Annotated in this window: 14 protein-coding genes; 6 read left to right on the top strand and 8 right to left on the bottom strand. The window is 65.8% G+C overall.

Annotation, left to right across the window (positions count from 1 at the left end):
* Positions 1-49 precede the first annotated feature (49 nt).
* The 8 genes from AC07S4_RS27815 to AC07S4_RS27780 form a co-directional block, all read right to left on the bottom strand.
* Entirely contained in the window at positions 50-2887 is a 2838-nt protein-coding gene (locus tag AC07S4_RS27815) for a motility hub landmark protein FimV (RefSeq protein ID WP_494989687.1), read from the bottom strand.
* Between the two features lie 291 nt (positions 2888-3178).
* Positions 3179-4306, bottom strand: a complete 1128-nt coding sequence (gene asd, locus AC07S4_RS27810) for an aspartate-semialdehyde dehydrogenase (RefSeq protein ID WP_161072670.1) — start codon at positions 4304-4306, stop codon at positions 3179-3181.
* Between the two features lie 60 nt (positions 4307-4366).
* Positions 4367-5440: a 3-isopropylmalate dehydrogenase gene (gene leuB, locus AC07S4_RS27805; RefSeq protein ID WP_494989686.1), complete on the bottom strand. Its 1074-nt coding sequence runs from the start codon at positions 5438-5440 to the stop codon at positions 4367-4369.
* Positions 5441-5448: 8 nt separating this feature from the next.
* Positions 5449-6096, bottom strand: a complete 648-nt coding sequence (gene leuD, locus AC07S4_RS27800) for a 3-isopropylmalate dehydratase small subunit (RefSeq protein WP_494989685.1) — start codon at positions 6094-6096, stop codon at positions 5449-5451.
* 57 nt (positions 6097-6153) lie between these two features.
* Positions 6154-6276 carry an entericidin A/B family lipoprotein gene (locus tag AC07S4_RS27795; RefSeq protein ID WP_132138349.1) on the bottom strand — a complete coding sequence of 41 codons (123 nt, stop codon included), beginning with the start codon at positions 6274-6276 and terminating at the stop codon, positions 6154-6156.
* Between the two features lie 35 nt (positions 6277-6311).
* Positions 6312-7715, bottom strand: a complete 1404-nt coding sequence (gene leuC / locus AC07S4_RS27790; RefSeq protein WP_494989782.1) for a 3-isopropylmalate dehydratase large subunit — start codon at positions 7713-7715, stop codon at positions 6312-6314.
* A gap of 186 nt (positions 7716-7901) precedes the next feature.
* Entirely contained in the window at positions 7902-9785 is a 1884-nt protein-coding gene (locus AC07S4_RS27785) for a chemotaxis protein CheA (protein ID WP_494989684.1), read from the bottom strand.
* Positions 9785-10627, bottom strand: a complete 843-nt coding sequence (locus AC07S4_RS27780) for a protein phosphatase CheZ (protein ID WP_494989683.1) — start codon at positions 10625-10627, stop codon at positions 9785-9787. The genes AC07S4_RS27785 and AC07S4_RS27780 overlap by 1 nt, the downstream gene beginning before the upstream one ends.
* A 411-nt stretch (positions 10628-11038) precedes the next feature.
* Here AC07S4_RS27780 and AC07S4_RS27775 point away from each other — a divergent pair, with 411 nt between their 5' ends.
* From AC07S4_RS27775 to AC07S4_RS27750, 6 genes are all read left to right on the top strand, one after another.
* Positions 11039-11506 carry a universal stress protein gene (locus tag AC07S4_RS27775; protein WP_494989682.1) on the top strand — a complete coding sequence of 156 codons (468 nt, stop codon included), beginning with the start codon at positions 11039-11041 and terminating at the stop codon, positions 11504-11506.
* A 43-nt stretch (positions 11507-11549) separates the two neighbouring features.
* Positions 11550-12194: a response regulator gene (locus AC07S4_RS27770; RefSeq protein WP_161072676.1), complete on the top strand. Its 645-nt coding sequence runs from the start codon at positions 11550-11552 to the stop codon at positions 12192-12194.
* A 137-nt stretch (positions 12195-12331) separates the two neighbouring features.
* Entirely contained in the window at positions 12332-13204 is an 873-nt protein-coding gene (locus AC07S4_RS27765; protein ID WP_494989681.1) for a Crp/Fnr family transcriptional regulator, read from the top strand.
* Positions 13205-13348: 144 nt separating this feature from the next.
* Positions 13349-13552 (top strand): hemin uptake protein HemP, encoded by a 204-nt coding sequence (gene hemP / locus AC07S4_RS27760; protein ID WP_494989680.1) that lies wholly within the window; start codon positions 13349-13351, stop codon positions 13550-13552.
* A 76-nt stretch (positions 13553-13628) separates the two neighbouring features.
* The gene (locus AC07S4_RS27755; protein WP_494989679.1) at positions 13629-13961 is read left to right on the top strand and encodes a hypothetical protein; all 333 of its coding nucleotides are present in this window, start codon (positions 13629-13631) and stop codon (positions 13959-13961) included.
* A gap of 9 nt (positions 13962-13970) precedes the next feature.
* Entirely contained in the window at positions 13971-15191 is a 1221-nt protein-coding gene (locus AC07S4_RS27750) for a DUF2325 domain-containing protein (RefSeq protein ID WP_494989678.1), read from the top strand.
* The last annotated feature ends 17 nt before the right edge of the window (positions 15192-15208 follow it).

Below are 15208 nucleotides of genomic sequence, written 5' to 3'. Positions count from 1 at the left end.
CCTCGGCGCATTATACCCGCCGAGGCCAGGGGCGGCTGGCCCGGCGGCCTTAGCCGAGCAAGGCGCGCATGGAGCTGGCGCGGGACACCTGGTCGTCGCTGCCGCCACGGATCACCTCGTCGAGCAGCTCGCGCGCGCCCTCCTTGTCGCCGATTTCCTGGTAGGCGATCGCCAGGTCCAGCTTGGTGTCCATTTCCATGTGCAGGGCCGACATTTCGTCGTCGCCCAGCGCGGGCGCCTTGGCGGCGGCGCTGCCCAGCAGGTCCAGGTCGATGCCGGACAGGTCGAACTCGGGCGCCGCCGGGGCCGGGGCCGGCGTGGCGGCCGGGACCGGGGCAGCGCCGGCCATGCCGGGGATGTCGAAGTCATCCATCGACAGCTCGGCGCTGGCTGGCGCCGGGGCCGGGGCTGCAGGCTCGTCCGGCAGCTTGAAGTCCATCATGTCCAGCTCGGCCAGCGGGTCGGGCTGCGCAGCGGGCGCGGCGGTGGGCTCATTTGCCGAGGCCGGCAGGTCCAGGCCGAAGTCCATGCTGAAGTCGTCCGCCTTGGCGTCCGAAGCGGCTTCCTGCGCCGGCGCCGGAGCGGCTTCGGCCTTGGCCGGCGGGTCCAGGTCGAAGGCGAAGTCGAACGGTTCGGCGGCGGCATCGGCCGCCGGCGCGCTGGCCTCGGCCACAATCGCCGGCTCGTCGTCCGCAGGCGCAGGCATTTCTATCGCCGGCGCGGCGGCTGCGGCCACCGGCTCGAAGCTCAGGCCGCCGAGGTCGAAGTCCAGGAAGTGGTCGGCGTCGGCTGCCGCGGCCACCGAGGCCGGGGTGGGCAGCGGCGGCGTGGTGGCAGCAGGCTCGTCGAAGGACGGCAGCGCGGTGGCGTCGCGGTCCAGGTCGAAGTCCATCAGATTGGTGTCGGCTTGCGGCGCGGCGGCGAATGCGGCGGGCGCCGCCGGAGCCAGGTCCTGGCTCAGATCGAGGTCCAGGCCGCTGAAATCGGCGGCCGACGGCGCTGGCGCGGCTTCGGCGGCAGGCGGTTCGGCAAACATGCTGGCAAAGTCATCCATGGCTGCGTTGTCGGCTGCGGCATACCCGGCTGCCGCGCCCGCACCGGCGGCCGCAACGGCGCCGAATCCGGCTCCGGCGCCCGAGCCGGCATTCGCGTACAGCGGATTTTGCGGATCTATCGTCTGGCCCAGCAGTGCCGCCTGGGCCCAGTCTTCGCCTTCGCCCTTGGTCAGCGCGTACAGTTCGCTCGCCTGCATCTCGAAGGAGCGCGCGTCCTTGCGGTTGGCGAAGATTTCCATCAGCTTCAGGCGCACCGCGTGGCGTTCCGGATGGGTGCGCAGCGCCTCCTTCAGGATCTCTTCGGCTTGCGCGTCGCGGCCGTAGGCGATGTACACGTCCGCTTCGGCAACCGGGTCGACTTCATTGGTGTCGAGCTGGCTGGCCGATGGCGCGAAATTGGAATTGAAGACGCTGTTGCTGGTGTCCACGCTCTGGCCGCCGGTCTCGGCGATCAGCGGCTGGGCTTGCGCACCGGGATCGCCCAGTACGCTGATTTCCTGCTTCGGCAGGATGGAGCCGGCCTGCTCCTGCTTGCGGCGGCGCGCCAGCAGGAAGCCGGCGCCGCCCAGCAGGGCCGCCAGCGCAATGCCGATGGCCTGGATGTTGTCCATGATGATGTCCATCACGCCAGGCTGGGCGACCGGCGCCACCACCGGCGGTTTCGCTTTCGGCTTGGGGGCCGGGGCCGGAACAGGAGCCGAAGCCACCGAAGCCGCTGCCGGCGGCGCGCTGGCCGCCTGCTGCTTCTCGGCCATGGTCTTGTTCTTCACCGCCATCAGCTTTTCCAGGTCGGCGACGTTCTTTTCCAGTTCCTTCACGCGGGCATTGGCTTCACCCACCTGCTTTTCGCGGGCGATCTTGTCTTCCTCGCCAGCCACCGCGGTCTTGCCCGCCGCCGCTGCGCCAGCGGCCTTGGACAGCTTGAGCTGGTCTTTCGATTCCGTGACGGCGGTCGGGCGCTCCTCGACCTTGGCGGTGATCTTGCCGGCCGCGCTCTGGCTGCTTTCCGGCGCCTTGGCCGGCGTGCTGGACGATACCTGCCCCGCCAGCTTGCTGCGGTAGGCGTTGAAATCGGCCGCATGGGCAATCACCACGCCGTGCGCTTCGCCCTCGGCGGCGCCGCCCTTGATGGCGTCCGAATCGGGCACCGCCAGGATCTGGCCCGATTTCAGGCGGTTCATATTGTTGCCCACGAAGGCTTCCGGATTGGCGCGGTACAGCGCCACCAGCATCATGTCCAGCGAGACGTCGGCCGGTTTCAGGCGCGAGGCGATGCGGCCCAGCGTGTCGCCCGGCTTGACCTGGTATTCCTTGGCGTCGTCGCCGGCGGCACGTGGCGCAGGGGCTGGCGCGGCGCGGGGCGCGGCCGGCGCTTGCGGCTGGGCCTGCGCGCGCGCGGCGGCGGCCAGGGCGGCGGGCGATGGCGCGGCGGCGGCCGGAGCAGCAGCCGGCGCGGCGGCGCGCGACGGCACGTCCACCGGCGCGGCGACCTGCGCCGACTGGGTGCTGCGCAGTTCGGCCGGATCGAGCAGGAAGGTGTATTCACGCACCAGGCGGCCGCCGGTCCAGCTCAGTTCCAGCAGCATGTCCACGAAGGGCTCGTTCACCGGCTGGGTGGAGCTGACGCGGATGAACTGGCGGCCATTGCGCTGGTCCACGTCAAAGCGCAGCGACAGCAGGGCCGGGTTGAAATCGATATTGGCCAGGCGGAAGGCGTCCGCCGGCGCCAGCTTGGCCGACAGGCCGGACGCTTCGTCGGCGCTGACGGCGGTCAGCTCGATCTCCGCGCGCAGCGGCTGGCCCAGCGACGACAGCACAGTGAGCTTGCCCAAGCCGGCTGCGTTGGCTGCCGGGGACAGCAGCACCGCACAGGCGACAGCACTGGCGAGTGTTTTCAACGCGAACGTAACGGTCTTTGGGGGGCGATTTACATGCATAGTGTCGATGGCGTGTGTGATTGAGCGGAAAAGTTGCTTTCCGAGATATATCAACATATCACCATGCAAAGGAGCATGCAAGCTTTGCCGCGCCTTCTGTCCCCTCTATGCTGAATTCAAAGTTTGATGCTTAAAAAAAAGGCCGATTTCCCTATGAAATCGGCCTTTTGACGCAAGCGCCTGGGCTTATTTGTCGAGTACGATGCGCAGCATGCGGCGCAGCGGTTCGGCCGCGCCCCACAGCAACTGGTCGCCCACGGTGAAGGCGGACAGGTATTCGCCGCCCATGCTCATCTTGCGCACGCGGCCGACCGGGATGGTCAGGCTGCCGGTGACGGCGGCCGGCGACAGGTCGCGCACCGACGCTTCGCGCGTGTTCGGCACGAACTTGACCCACTGGTTGTCGCTGGCGATGATGTCGTTCACTTCATCCAGCGGCACATCCTTCTTCAGCTTGATGGTCAGCGCCTGCGAGTGGCAGCGCATGGCGCCGATGCGCACGCACAGGCCGTCCACAGGAATCGCCGCCGTGCCGAAGTCCAGGCCGCGGCCCAGGATCTTGTTGGTCTCGGCGCCGCCCTTCCACTCTTCCTTGGACTGGCCGTTGCCCAGGTCCTTGTCGATCCACGGGATCAGGTTGCCGGCCAGCGGGGCGCCGAACTGCTTGATCTCGTCCGGCGAGTAGCCGTGCTGGGTGGCCAGCACCTGGCGGTCGATTTCCAGGATGGCCGAGGCCGGGTTGTCCAGCAGCGGACGCACGGCGGCGTTGATGGTGCCGAACTGGGTCAGCAGTTCGCGCATGTGCTGCGCGCCGCCGCCCGATGCCGCCTGGTAGGTCATGGAGGTCATCCATTCCACCAGGTCGTGCTTGAACAGGCCGCCCAGGCCCATCAGCATGCAGGACACGGTGCAATTGCCGCCGACGAAGTTCTTCACGCCCTTGGCCATCGCGTCCTTGATGACGTTCAGGTTGACCGGGTCCAGCACGATGACGGCGTCTTTTTCCATGCGCAGCGTGGAGGCCGCGTCGATCCAGTAGCCGTTCCAGCCTGCCGCGCGCAGTTTCGGGAACACTTCCGAGGTGTAGTCGCCGCCCTGGCAGGAGATGATGATCTCGCAGCGCTTCAGTTCGTCGATATTGGTGGCGTCCTTCAGCACGGTTTCATTCTTCGCCATGGCCGGCGCTTTGCCGCCGGTGTTCGAAGTGGTGAAGAACACCGGCTCGATGTGGGCGAAATCGCCCTCTTCCTGCATGCGCTGCATCAGGACCGAACCGACCATGCCGCGCCAACCTACCAGACCTACGAGTTTCATTTTGCTATCCCTTGAATATTTGAACCGGGGGCTCGGACCCATGGGTCCGGCCCCAGCCTTTTAGTTTGCCAGCGCTGCAACGACTGCATCGCCCATTTGTTCCGTGCCGACCTTCGTGGTGCCGGCTTCATAGATGTCCACGGTGCGCAAGCCTTGCGACAGCACCTTCTTGACGGCGTTCTCGATGCGCTCGGCCTGTTCGGGGCGGTTCAGCGAGAAGCGCAGCATCATGGCTGCGGACAGAATGGTCGCCAGCGGATTGGCGATGCCCTTGCCTGCGATGTCCGGCGCGGAACCATGCGACGGCTCATACAGGCCCTTGTTGTTGGCGTCCAGCGAGGCCGACGGCAGCATGCCGATCGAACCGGTCAGCATGGCGGCCGCGTCCGACAAGATGTCGCCGAACATATTGCCGGTGACGATGACGTCGAACTTCTTCGGCGCGCGCACCAGCTGCATGGCGGCGTTGTCGACGTACATATGCTCCAGCGCCACGTCCGGGTATTCCTTGTGGACGTCGATCACGACGTCTTTCCAGAACTGGAAGGTCTCCAGCACATTGGCCTTGTCCACACTGGTCAGGCGCTTGCCGCGCTTTTGCGCGGCCTGGAAGGCCACGTGGGCGATGCGGCGGATTTCGCCTTCGGCGTAGCGCATGGTGTCGAAACCCTCGCGCTGGCCCTTGAAGGGGCCGTCCGGGCACTCGCGCACGCCGCGCGGCTGGCCGAAGTAGATGTCGCCGGTCAGTTCGCGGATGATCAGGATGTCCAGGCCGGACACCACTTCCGGCTTCAGCGTGGAAGCGCCGGCCAGTTCAGGATACAGGATGGCCGGGCGCAGGTTGGCGAACAGGCCCAGGTTCTTGCGCAGGCCGAGGATGGCCTGCTCCGGGCGCAGCGCGCGTTCCAGGCCGTCGTACTGGTAGTCGCCGACGGCGCCGAATAGCACCGCGTCGGCCGCCTTGGCCAGCGCCAGCGTGCCTTCCGGCAGCGGGTGGCCGTGCGCGGCATAGCCGGCGCCGCCGACCGGGGCGGTTTCCAGTTCGAATTTCTCGTCCAGCACATTCAGTACCTTGACTGCCTGCGCCACGATTTCCGGGCCGATGCCGTCGCCCGGGAGGATAGCAATTTTCATATGAGTTCTTAGATGACGTTGGCCAGCCAGGGCTGGTTCGCCAGATGACGCTCTTCGAAGCTGCGGATGCTGTCTGCGTGGCGCAGCGTCAGGCCGATATCGTCAAGTCCGTTCATCAGGCAGTATTTGCGGAAGGCGTCGATCTCGAAGGGGTAGGAGACGCTGCCGTTGCTGGTGGAAATACGCTGCTGTTCAAGATCCACCACCAGGCGATAACCGGGGAAGGCCTTGACTTCATTGAACAGATGATCGATCTGTTGCTCGCTCAATACGATGGGCAGCAAGCCGCTTTTGTAGCTATTGTTGAAAAAGATGTCGGCGAAGCTGGGCGCGATGATGGCGCGGAAGCCGTACTGGTCCAGCGCCCACGGCGCGTGCTCGCGCGAGGAGCCGCAGCCGAAGTTCTTGCGCGCCAGCAGGATGGAGGCGCCCTGGTAGCGCGGCTGGTTCAGCACGAAGTCCGGGTTCAGCGGACGCTTGCTGTTGTCCATGCCGGGTTCGCCGTGGTCCAGGTAGCGCCACTCGTCGAACAGGTTGGGGCCGAAGCCGGTGCGGTGGATGGACTTCAGGAATTGCTTCGGGATGATGGCGTCGGTGTCGACATTGGCGCGGTCAAGCGGGGCCACCAGTCCTTCGTAGATCGTAAATTTTTCCATGATGTTTTCTGCATAGTGCAGACCGGCGCGCGTGCTCGCGGCGCCGGCATGCTGCTGTTATTTCCCGCCGGCGCTGGTCACGACCTGGCCGGCCTTTTGTACGTCCCTGCCGATGCCGGAAATGGTGTTGCAGCCGGTCAGCACGAGGGTGGCAAGGATCAAGGTGGTTAGCGTTTTCATGGTGGGATTCTCGTAGTCTAAAAAGTAAAGAAAGTTCAGTGCACCTTGCGCACGTCGACGAAGTGGCCGGCGATGCCGGCTGCCGCCGCCATGGCGGGCGACACCAGGTGGGTGCGTCCGCCCTGGCCCTGGCGGCCTTCGAAGTTGCGGTTCGAGGTGGAGGCGCAGCGCTCGCCCGGTTCCAGGCGGTCGGCGTTCATGGCCAGGCACATGGAGCAGCCCGGCTCGCGCCATTCGAAGCCGGCGTCGCGGAAGATGGTGTCCAGGCCTTCGCGCTCGGCCTGCTCTTTCACCAGGCCGGAGCCCGGCACCACCAGCGCCAGCTTGACGTTGGAGGCGCGCTGCTTGCCGCGCACCACGGCGGCGGCCGCGCGCAAGTCCTCGATGCGGGAATTGGTGCAGGAGCCGATGAAGACCTTGTCGATGCGGATGTCCTCGATGGCGGTGTTGGGCTTGAGGTTCATATACACCAGGGCTTTTTCCATGGCGTCGCGCTTGACGGCGTCTTTTTCCAGGTCCGGGTCCGGCACGCGGCCGTCGATGGCAACCACCTGCTCGGGCGAGGTGCCCCAGGTCACCTGCGGCTTGATCTGCGCCGCGTCCAGCGTGACCACCAGGTCGAATTTCGCGCCGGCGTCCGAATGCAGGGTGCGCCAGTACTCCACCGCGCGGTCCCAGTGCGGACCCACGGGCGAGAAAGGACGGCCCTTGACGTAGTTGATGGTGGTGTCGTCCACGGCGACCATGCCGGCGCGCGCGCCCGCTTCGATCGCCATATTGCACACCGTCATGCGGCCTTCCATGGACAGGGCGCGGATGGTGGAGCCGCCGAATTCAATCGCGTAGCCGTTGCCGCCGGCGGTGCCGATCTTGCCGATAATGGCCAGCACGATGTCCTTGGAGGTCACGCCGGCCGGCAGCGCGCCGTCGACCTGCACCAGCATGGCCTTGGATTTTTTCTGCAGCAGCGTCTGGGTGGCCAGCACGTGCTCCACTTCGGAGGTGCCGATGCCGTGCGCCAGCGCGCCGAAGGCGCCGTGGGTGGAGGTGTGCGAGTCGCCGCAGACCACCGTCATGCCCGGCAGCGTGGCGCCCTGCTCCGGCCCGATCACGTGCACGATGCCCTGGCGCTTGTCGTTCATGTTGAAGTAGGTCATGCCGACCGACTTGGTGTTGGCGTCCAGCGTTTCCACCTGCAGGCGCGAGGTGGGGTCGGCGATGCCGTGCGAACGGTCGGTGGTCGGCACGTTGTGGTCGGCCACCGCCAGGTTGGCGGAAATGCGCCACGGCTGGCGGTTGGCGGCGCGCAGGCCGTCGAATGCCTGCGGGCTGGTTACTTCGTGCACCAGGTGGCGGTCGATATAAAGGATGGACGTACCGTCTTCTTCGGTGCGCACCACATGGGATTCCCAGAGTTTGTCGTAAAGCGTCTTCATGATTGCTGCTACTGCCCGTGTGAGAATTTCACTTTGATTATGCCATATTTGTGCAATGCAAAACCAAGCCCGTCTGTCCGCCTCGTGAGCCGATGCGGCTTCAGGTTCCGATCCACCTTGTATGACGCCCTTTGAAAAAAAAGCCTGCGGATCTCGCAGGCTTTTGTGTTTTCTTGCTGCCGGCGGGTTTTAAGCCGCCATGCGCACACTACCCCTGCATCCGTCCATCAGGAACGATAGGCCCACCACTAGCACTAGCGCGCCCTCGGCCGAACGCGCGGTGCCGGTAATGCCCTCGACGGCGATCGCCGTCATCGGTTTGATCACCAGGTCGGCCGTGCCGTCGACCGCTTCCACGGCCAGGATGTATGGCTGCGGCGCGTTGACCACGATGCCCACGCGTTCCGACGCGGGCGCGTAGCCCAGCGCGCCGGCCAGCGTGCGCACCGGCAGCGGACGGCCCTGGTCCTTCAGCACCGGCGCGCCGCCCACTTCCATGAACTCTTCCGGCAGTTCGACCACGCGCTGCACCACGGCCATCGGCAGCGCCAGCAGCGCGCCCGAGGTCGAGACCAGCATGGTCGGCACGATCGACAGCTCGATCGGCAGGCGGATGGCGAACTTGGTGCCCTTGCCCAGCGCCGATTCGATGTGGATGGCGCCGCGGTTCTTCTCCACGGCGGTCTTCACCACGTCCATGCCCACGCCGCGGCCGGACACGCTGGAAGCGACTTCCTTGGTCGAAAAGCCCGGCAGGAACACCAGCTGGTACGATTCGTCGTCCGTCATGTTAGCAGATGGCGAGATCAGGCCCTTTTCCGCCGCTTTCTTGCGCAGCGCGATCGGGTCCATGCCCTTGCCGTCGTCCTGCAGCACGATCATGACGCTGTTGGCTTCCTGCCATGCTTTCAGCGAGATGTAGGCCTTGGCCGGCTTGCCGGCGGCCACGCGCACGTCCGGCGATTCCACGCCGTGGTCGAGCGCGTTGCGCAGCATGTGCACCAGCGGATCGTACAGGCTGTCCACCACCACGCGGTCGACTTCGGTCTCCGCGCCTTCGATGGTCAGCTCGACTTCCTTGCCCAGGTCCTTCGCCAGCTCGCGCACCAGGCGCGGGAATTTCTGAAACAAACGGCCCACCGGCTGCATGCGGGTGGCCAGCGTGGCGCGCTGCAGTTCGGTCGAGTAGCGCGAAGCGCGCTCCAGCGTTTCGGTCAGCGCCGACATCAGGCTGGCGGCCTGGCCTTCGAATTTGAATTGCTGCAGACGCTCCAGCAGCACGGCGGCCTGGTTGGCGGCCTGCACCGATTCGCCGGCCACTTCCAGCAGCGCGTCGAGCTTGACGGCGTCGATACGGATGCTTTCTTCCTTGGCCGGCGCGGCGTGCGCCTTGGCGTCGTCGCGCTCCGGACGGGCGCGGGCCGCAGCCGGGGCGGCGGGTGCGACGTCGGCGGCGGCGGCGATGGCGGCAGCCACGCCCTCGGACACGGCCGGGGCGGCTGCGGCGGCGGGCGCGGCGGCGCTGCGCGTGTACGTGCCTTCCGGCACCACGGAGATATACATGCCCTCCCAGTCCAGGCCGTCAGCCGAGGCGGCGGCCGGAGCAGCGGCGGCGGCGGGCGCGGCGGCCGCAACCGGTGCGGCGGGCACAGCGGCAGCGGCAGGCGCGGCCTTGGCCGGCGCGTTGCCCTTGCCTTCGATGGCGTCCTTCAGGATGGCTTCCAGCTCGCCCGGCATGGCCGGCAGGTCTTCCGCGGCGCCGCCGTTGTTCAGTTCGGTCAGCTGGTCGGCCACGAAGCCGGACGCCATCAGCGCCGCCTCGATGGCGATAGGCGTGACCGGCGCGGCGCCGGTGCGCAGCGCGTCGAACAGGTTTTCCGTCAGGTGGCAGGCCGACACCAGGGCGCCCAGGCTCATGAAGCCGGCGCCGCCCTTGATGGTGTGGAAGGCGCGGAACACCGCGTTCAGCGTTTCCTTGTTTTCCGGGTCGCGTTCGAGGCGCAACAGGTTTTCTTCAACATTTACAGCCAGGTCCATCGCCTCGACGACGAACTCCTTGAGCATATCGTCCATTAGAATCCCAGATCGGCAAGCAGGTCATCGACACTGTCCTGGTTCAGCGCCACCGTCGGTGCGGATGGGCCGGACATCAGCGACACCTCTTTCTGCGCGATCTTCTCGCGCACCTCGGTCGGCGCGTTGTCTTTCAACAGCTGCGCCAGTTCCGATTCCACCGTCTTGGTGATGCCGACCACTTTCTTGATCAGCTGGCCGGTGATGTCCTGGAAGTCCTGGGCCATCATGATTTCCAGCAGGCGGGCTTTTTCCGCCTCGGTCGCGGCCGACACCGCCTGCGCGAAGTCGCGCGAGTCGCCGGCCAGGGTCTTGAATTCGTCCAGGCTGAGCTTGCCCGCGAACAGGGCGGCCCAGCGGTCTTCCATGGCCTTGGACTGCTTGGACAGCACGTCCTGGGCCGGCATGCCGTCGTCCAGGGTGTTGAGCACCTTGTTGGCGGCCTGCTCGGTCAGGCTGGCCACGTATTCCAGGCGGTCCTGGGCGTCGCCGATCTGGGCCGACGCTTCCGTCAGCGCCTTGTCGTAGCCCAGTTCACGCAGCGAATCGTGCAGCAGGCGCACAATGCCGCCCAGGCGTTCGAACATCGGGTTGCCGTCGCCATGGTGCTCGCCGGCGCCAGCGTCGGCGGCCGGGGCGGCTGGGGCTGCAGCGGCCGGGGCGGCTGGAGCCGCTGCGGCCGGACGGGAGGCAGAGACTTCGTCGAACAGGCTCTCCAGATCATCCTCGGCGGATGGGGCAGGCGCAGCAGCTACGGGAGCAGGTGCGGGTGCCGGTTCTGTAGCGCGTTGCGCGGACACTTCATCAAATAGTGCGTCGAAATCATCAGCGGCGTTGGTCATATCCCTGCTTCTCCTAATTTGTCAAAATGCTATGCTGCTCGCCCCGGCGCTTCGCGTGATGACGCCCGGCAATATTCAAACCGCTTACGCGAGTGTAGCAGGGCGCTGGCCGGTTGTTCAATCACCGGCGCTGGAAAGGCGCTTGCCCCACCCTGTGGCATGGCGTAAACGGAGTTTTCTGTTGTATTTGGAGATACTAACATCGCCAGGGGCGCCTCGGGGTGCCTCAGAGGAACAAATACCGCGATGCGGCAAAAAAATCGTCCAGGACATGGTGCGTATTTGACGTGGTGTTTCCTGTGTTTCTTGATAAATATCAAGTCTTTCCATCCTAATAATGGGCGTAATCGCGGCTACAATAAAGTATGGCCCCCGATAGCGTAGCGGATTTTCATAGACAAGGAGCTGCATATGTACCGCAAAATCCTGATCACCACCGATGGCTCGGCCGTCTCCAAGATGACCGCCTGCGCCGGCGTGGCGTTTGCCCAGCAAATGGGCGCCGAAGTGCTGGCCCTGTTCGTGGCGCCGGAATACCAATACCCCATCTACGTTGAAATCATTCCGCCCAGCTATCCGAGCGAGGAGGAATACCGCGCCGCCATGCAGCGCGCCGGCGCCGAGCATGTACAGCCCATCCTGGACTCCTGCCGCAAGAAAGGCCTGGAATGCCAGGGCCTGACCGCGTTCGCCGAAAGCACGGCGCTGAAGATCGTCGATGTGGCGGCGCAGCAGGGCTGCGACCTGATCTTCATGGGCTCGCACGGCCGCAGCGGCTGGGGACAGCTGCTGCTGGGCAGCGTCACCAACAAGGTGCTGTCCCACTCGAAGCTGCCGGTGCTGGTGCACCGCCTGCTGAAAGAACCCTTGCCGGACTGAGCGCCGCCCGCCGTCCCTTCCCTGTAACACTACTTCGCAATCCATGATCAAAATAGTCATTGCCGACGACCACACCATAATGCGCGAGGGCCTCAAGCGCATCCTCGACGGCGCGCCCGACATCGATATCGTCGGCGAAGCCATCGACGGTTTTGAAGTACTGAACCACATCCGCCAGGGCGGTTTCGACTTGCTGCTGTTGGACCTGTCCATGCCGGGGCGCAGCGGCATCGAGCTGATACGGCAGATCCGCAGCGAAGCGCCCAAGCTGGCCATCCTGATACTCACCATGCACGAGGAAGAGCAGTACGCGGTGCGCGCCATCCGCGCCGGCGCGCAAGGCTATCTGACCAAGGAAAGCGCCGGCACCCAGCTGCTGGGCGCAATCCGGCGCGTGGCCGCCGGCCGGCCCTATATCAGCACCGAAGTGGCCGAGCAGCTGGCGCTCAACATCATGCTGCCCAACGAGAGCCTGCTGCACAAACAGCTGTCGGACCGCGAGTTCGAGGTGTTTTCGCTGCTGGTGGCCGGCAAATCCATCACCGAAATCGCCAATGGCTTGCATCTTAGTGTAAAGACGGTCAGCACCCACAAGACCCGCATCATGCAGAAGATGGGCATGAACTCGCTCTCTGAAATGGTGCAGTACGCCGTGGCGCACCGCCTGCTGTCCCCCTTCAAAACGTAGGACAACTCCTACAAACGGGCGCTTACTCCTACGCCCACAATCAGCCTCGGCTGATATCTATGGCAAGACCATGTTGGCATACTGAAATCACACGATGGAAGTTGCCAGAAGGTCATAACTGCTACAAGGAGAAAAGCATGCAGTCTACGCACATCAACGAATTCCGCCCCGGCACGCCGGTGGCGCCACTGTCCGGCCTGGAGGCCGGGCGCCAGCGCCAGGGCCGGCTGTGGTCCAACCTGACGGAAGTCTGCGAACTGCTGCATATCCCTCCCGTCAACATCGCCCACTCGGAGGAGCTGCTGTTCCAGCACGTGCAGTTCAAAACGGGCCAGCGCATCCACACCATAGGCCAGCCCTTCGACATGCTGTACATCGTCAACTCCGGCTTCCTGAAAACCGTGCTCATCGACGAATTCGGCAACGAGCAGGTGCTCAGCTTCCCGATGAAAGGCGACATGATGGGCGTGGACGGCATCCACACCCGCCACTACTCGTCGGAAGCGGTGGCGCTGTCGGACTGCGACCTGATCCTGCTGCCCTTCCGCAAGCTGGCCGCGCTGGGCCGCGTGCACATTGAACTGGAAAACATGATGTACGGCGTGATGAGCCGCGAACTGGTGCGCGAGCAAGCCATGATAGGCATGCTGGGCGCGCTCAGCGCCGAGGCGCGCGTGGCGCGCTTTCTGGTGGCGCTGTCGGACCGCTTTGCGCAAATGGGTTATTCCAGCAAGCTGTTCAACCTGCGCATGACGCGCCACGAAATCGGCAGCTACCTGGGCCTGACGCTGGAAACGGTCAGCCGCACGCTGTCCGCCTTCAACGAGGTGGGCCTGATCAGCGTCGACCAGCGCACCATAGGCATCAAGGATCCGGAAGCGCTGAAAAACCTGCGCCGCCTGCCGCCGTCGCGCGCGCGCGGACGCCAGCCCGCCGCCCGCGCCAAGGCGGCAGCGGCGGCCGCATCGGCGTCGGCGCCAGGCGCCCAGCCGCTGTACGCCACCGTCTAGTTTTCTTCAGGGTACACCCCAGTTTGGCCCGCGCACCGCGGGCCTTTTTTTATGGCCGCGCTCCACGCAAATTGTTCTTGCAAATAAAGCAGGCTTGAACAATAATGCAAATGCGAATCGTTCTCATTTAATGGAGTGTAAAACATGCATGCAGAGAAATCCATCCTGGCGCCCGCAAGCGCCGCCCTCCCCGCCGCTGCGCGCAGTACCGCTCCGGCCGCTTCCTCCGTCCGCCGCCTGACCAGCGCCGGACTGATGCAGGACCAGCGGGAAGTGGAAATTGAACACGGCAACAAAGTCTACCGCCTGCGCATCACCCAGCTCGGCAAGCTGATCCTGACCGCCTGAGCATCCGAAGATTCCCACCCCAGCCAGCCATCCGCATTGCGGTAGCCAGCCTTCCCGACCTTGCGAGGAGTGCCTGATGGCTATCATCGACCGTACCGATCCTATCTTCCTGACCAATAACCAGGGCGGCCAGCGCCCCGAACTGATGCTGTCCGCCGTGCTGCACCTGATGTCGCACTACACGGCCAGCGCCGGCGAAAGCGGGGCCTGCCTGAAGCTGGCCTCGGTCATCGAGCGCCACTTGAAAGCACTGGCCAGCCTGCCGGAACTGGCGCCGGTGCTCAGCGCCACCTGCCAGCAGCTATCCGAGCAATGGGCCGGCGTGGTCGAGCGCGCCATGCCGGTGCAGGAAAAGCACAACTTCCTGGAACGGCTGATGGCCCGCTCGCGCGGCGAGCAGGCGGCGTGAGGCGGCGCCATGTGCGATAAACATCAATCCCAAACCGGCGCCGGCGGCGCGCAGACCTCGCGCCGCCGGCGCTTGTGGGAACTGGGCCACGCCTGCCATTGCCCGCTGGTCGGCGTCGGCATGCCGCTGGCGGCGCTGCGCAAGCTGGTGGGCAAAATCACCGGCGGCGCCGTGGTGGCGGACGACTACGAAGTCCACGTGGGCGTAGTGACCGAATGCGGCGCCCGCAACCGCCTGTCCGAGGCCTTGCAGAAGGAACTGGAGCGGCGCTACGCCGGCGTGCTGCTGCGCTTCAAGAGCGCCAAGGACAGCGCTACGGTGGCCGCGCTGTGGCGCGCCGCCGTGGCCAACGGCGACGTGGCTGGCGCCTTCTGGGCCGGCCTCACGCATGCGCGCTGCACGCCGGAGCTGGAGGAACAGATGTGCCGCGACCTGCACATGGTGCAGCACCAGGCCGGCGCCTGCGCGCGCGCCGACATCAGCCGCTTCCATGCGGTGCTGGAGGAAAATTCGCGCATGACGCGCGAACTGGCGCGCCTGCAGCAGCGCAATGCCGCCATGCAGCTGGAGCGCAACGCCGAGCTGGACCAGCACGCCAGCCAGCTGATGCAGCTGCGCGCCCATCTGGTGGGACGCGACAGCCTGGCCGACTCGCTGCGCCACGAACTGGAACAGCTGCGCGCCTCGATTCCCGGCCTGGACACGCGCGACCGCCTGGCCCAGCGCCTGAGCCAGGTGGACGAGCGCGAGCGCGCGCTGCGCAACCAGGTGGCGGACCTGAAGCAGGAACTGGCGCAAGCGCAGGCGGCGCAGGCCGCCATGCAGGCCCCGGCCCCGGCAGGCGCCGCCGTCCAGGCCCAGCCCCAGGCCGAGCGCGGCGCCGCGCAGCCGCCCGCCGAACACGTGATCCGCATGCCGGAACGGCTGGCCGACCGCAGCATCCTGTGCGTGGGCGGACGCACCGGCAATGTGGCGACCTACCGCGCGCTGATCGAGCGCGTGGGCGCCCAGTTCGCCCACCACGACGGCGGCCTGGAGGACAACGCCAACCGCCTGGAGGCCAGCCTGGCCGCCGCCGACCTGGTGATCTGCCAGACCGGCTGCATCAGCCACAGCGCCTACTGGCGCGTGAAGGACTTCTGCAAGCGCACCGGCAAGCGCTGCGTGTTCATCGACAACCCCAGCATCTCCAGCCTGGCGCGCGGCCTGGAGGAAGCCGACCTGGCCTGATTCTTCCGCGCATAAAA

The sequence above is a fragment of the Pseudoduganella sp. GW821-FHT05F09 genome, assembly GCF_059419605.1.
The sequence above is the reverse complement of the archived record's forward strand: the minus strand, read 5'-3'. Positions and strand labels throughout refer to the sequence as shown.

Excerpts from the sequence above, each read along its gene's own strand:
- leuD (WP_494989685.1), bottom strand. The coding sequence starts at position 6,096 with ATGGAAAAATTTACGATCTACGAAGGACTGGTGGCCCCGCTTGACCGC.
- asd (WP_161072670.1), bottom strand. The coding sequence starts at position 4,306 with ATGAAACTCGTAGGTCTGGTAGGTTGGCGCGGCATGGTCGGTTCGGTC.
- AC07S4_RS27770 (WP_161072676.1), top strand. The coding sequence starts at position 11,550 with ATGATCAAAATAGTCATTGCCGACGACCACACCATAATGCGCGAGGGC.
- AC07S4_RS27755 (WP_494989679.1), top strand. The coding sequence starts at position 13,629 with ATGGCTATCATCGACCGTACCGATCCTATCTTCCTGACCAATAACCAG.
- leuB (WP_494989686.1), bottom strand. The coding sequence starts at position 5,440 with ATGAAAATTGCTATCCTCCCGGGCGACGGCATCGGCCCGGAAATCGTG.
- AC07S4_RS27795 (WP_132138349.1), bottom strand. The coding sequence starts at position 6,276 with ATGAAAACGCTAACCACCTTGATCCTTGCCACCCTCGTGCTGACCGGC.
- AC07S4_RS27775 (WP_494989682.1), top strand. The coding sequence starts at position 11,039 with ATGTACCGCAAAATCCTGATCACCACCGATGGCTCGGCCGTCTCCAAG.
- hemP (WP_494989680.1), top strand. The coding sequence starts at position 13,349 with ATGCATGCAGAGAAATCCATCCTGGCGCCCGCAAGCGCCGCCCTCCCC.
- AC07S4_RS27785 (WP_494989684.1), bottom strand. The coding sequence starts at position 9,785 with ATGGACGATATGCTCAAGGAGTTCGTCGTCGAGGCGATGGACCTGGCT.
- AC07S4_RS27765 (WP_494989681.1), top strand. The coding sequence starts at position 12,332 with ATGCAGTCTACGCACATCAACGAATTCCGCCCCGGCACGCCGGTGGCG.
- AC07S4_RS27750 (WP_494989678.1), top strand. The coding sequence starts at position 13,971 with ATGTGCGATAAACATCAATCCCAAACCGGCGCCGGCGGCGCGCAGACC.
- AC07S4_RS27780 (WP_494989683.1), bottom strand. The coding sequence starts at position 10,627 with ATGACCAACGCCGCTGATGATTTCGACGCACTATTTGATGAAGTGTCC.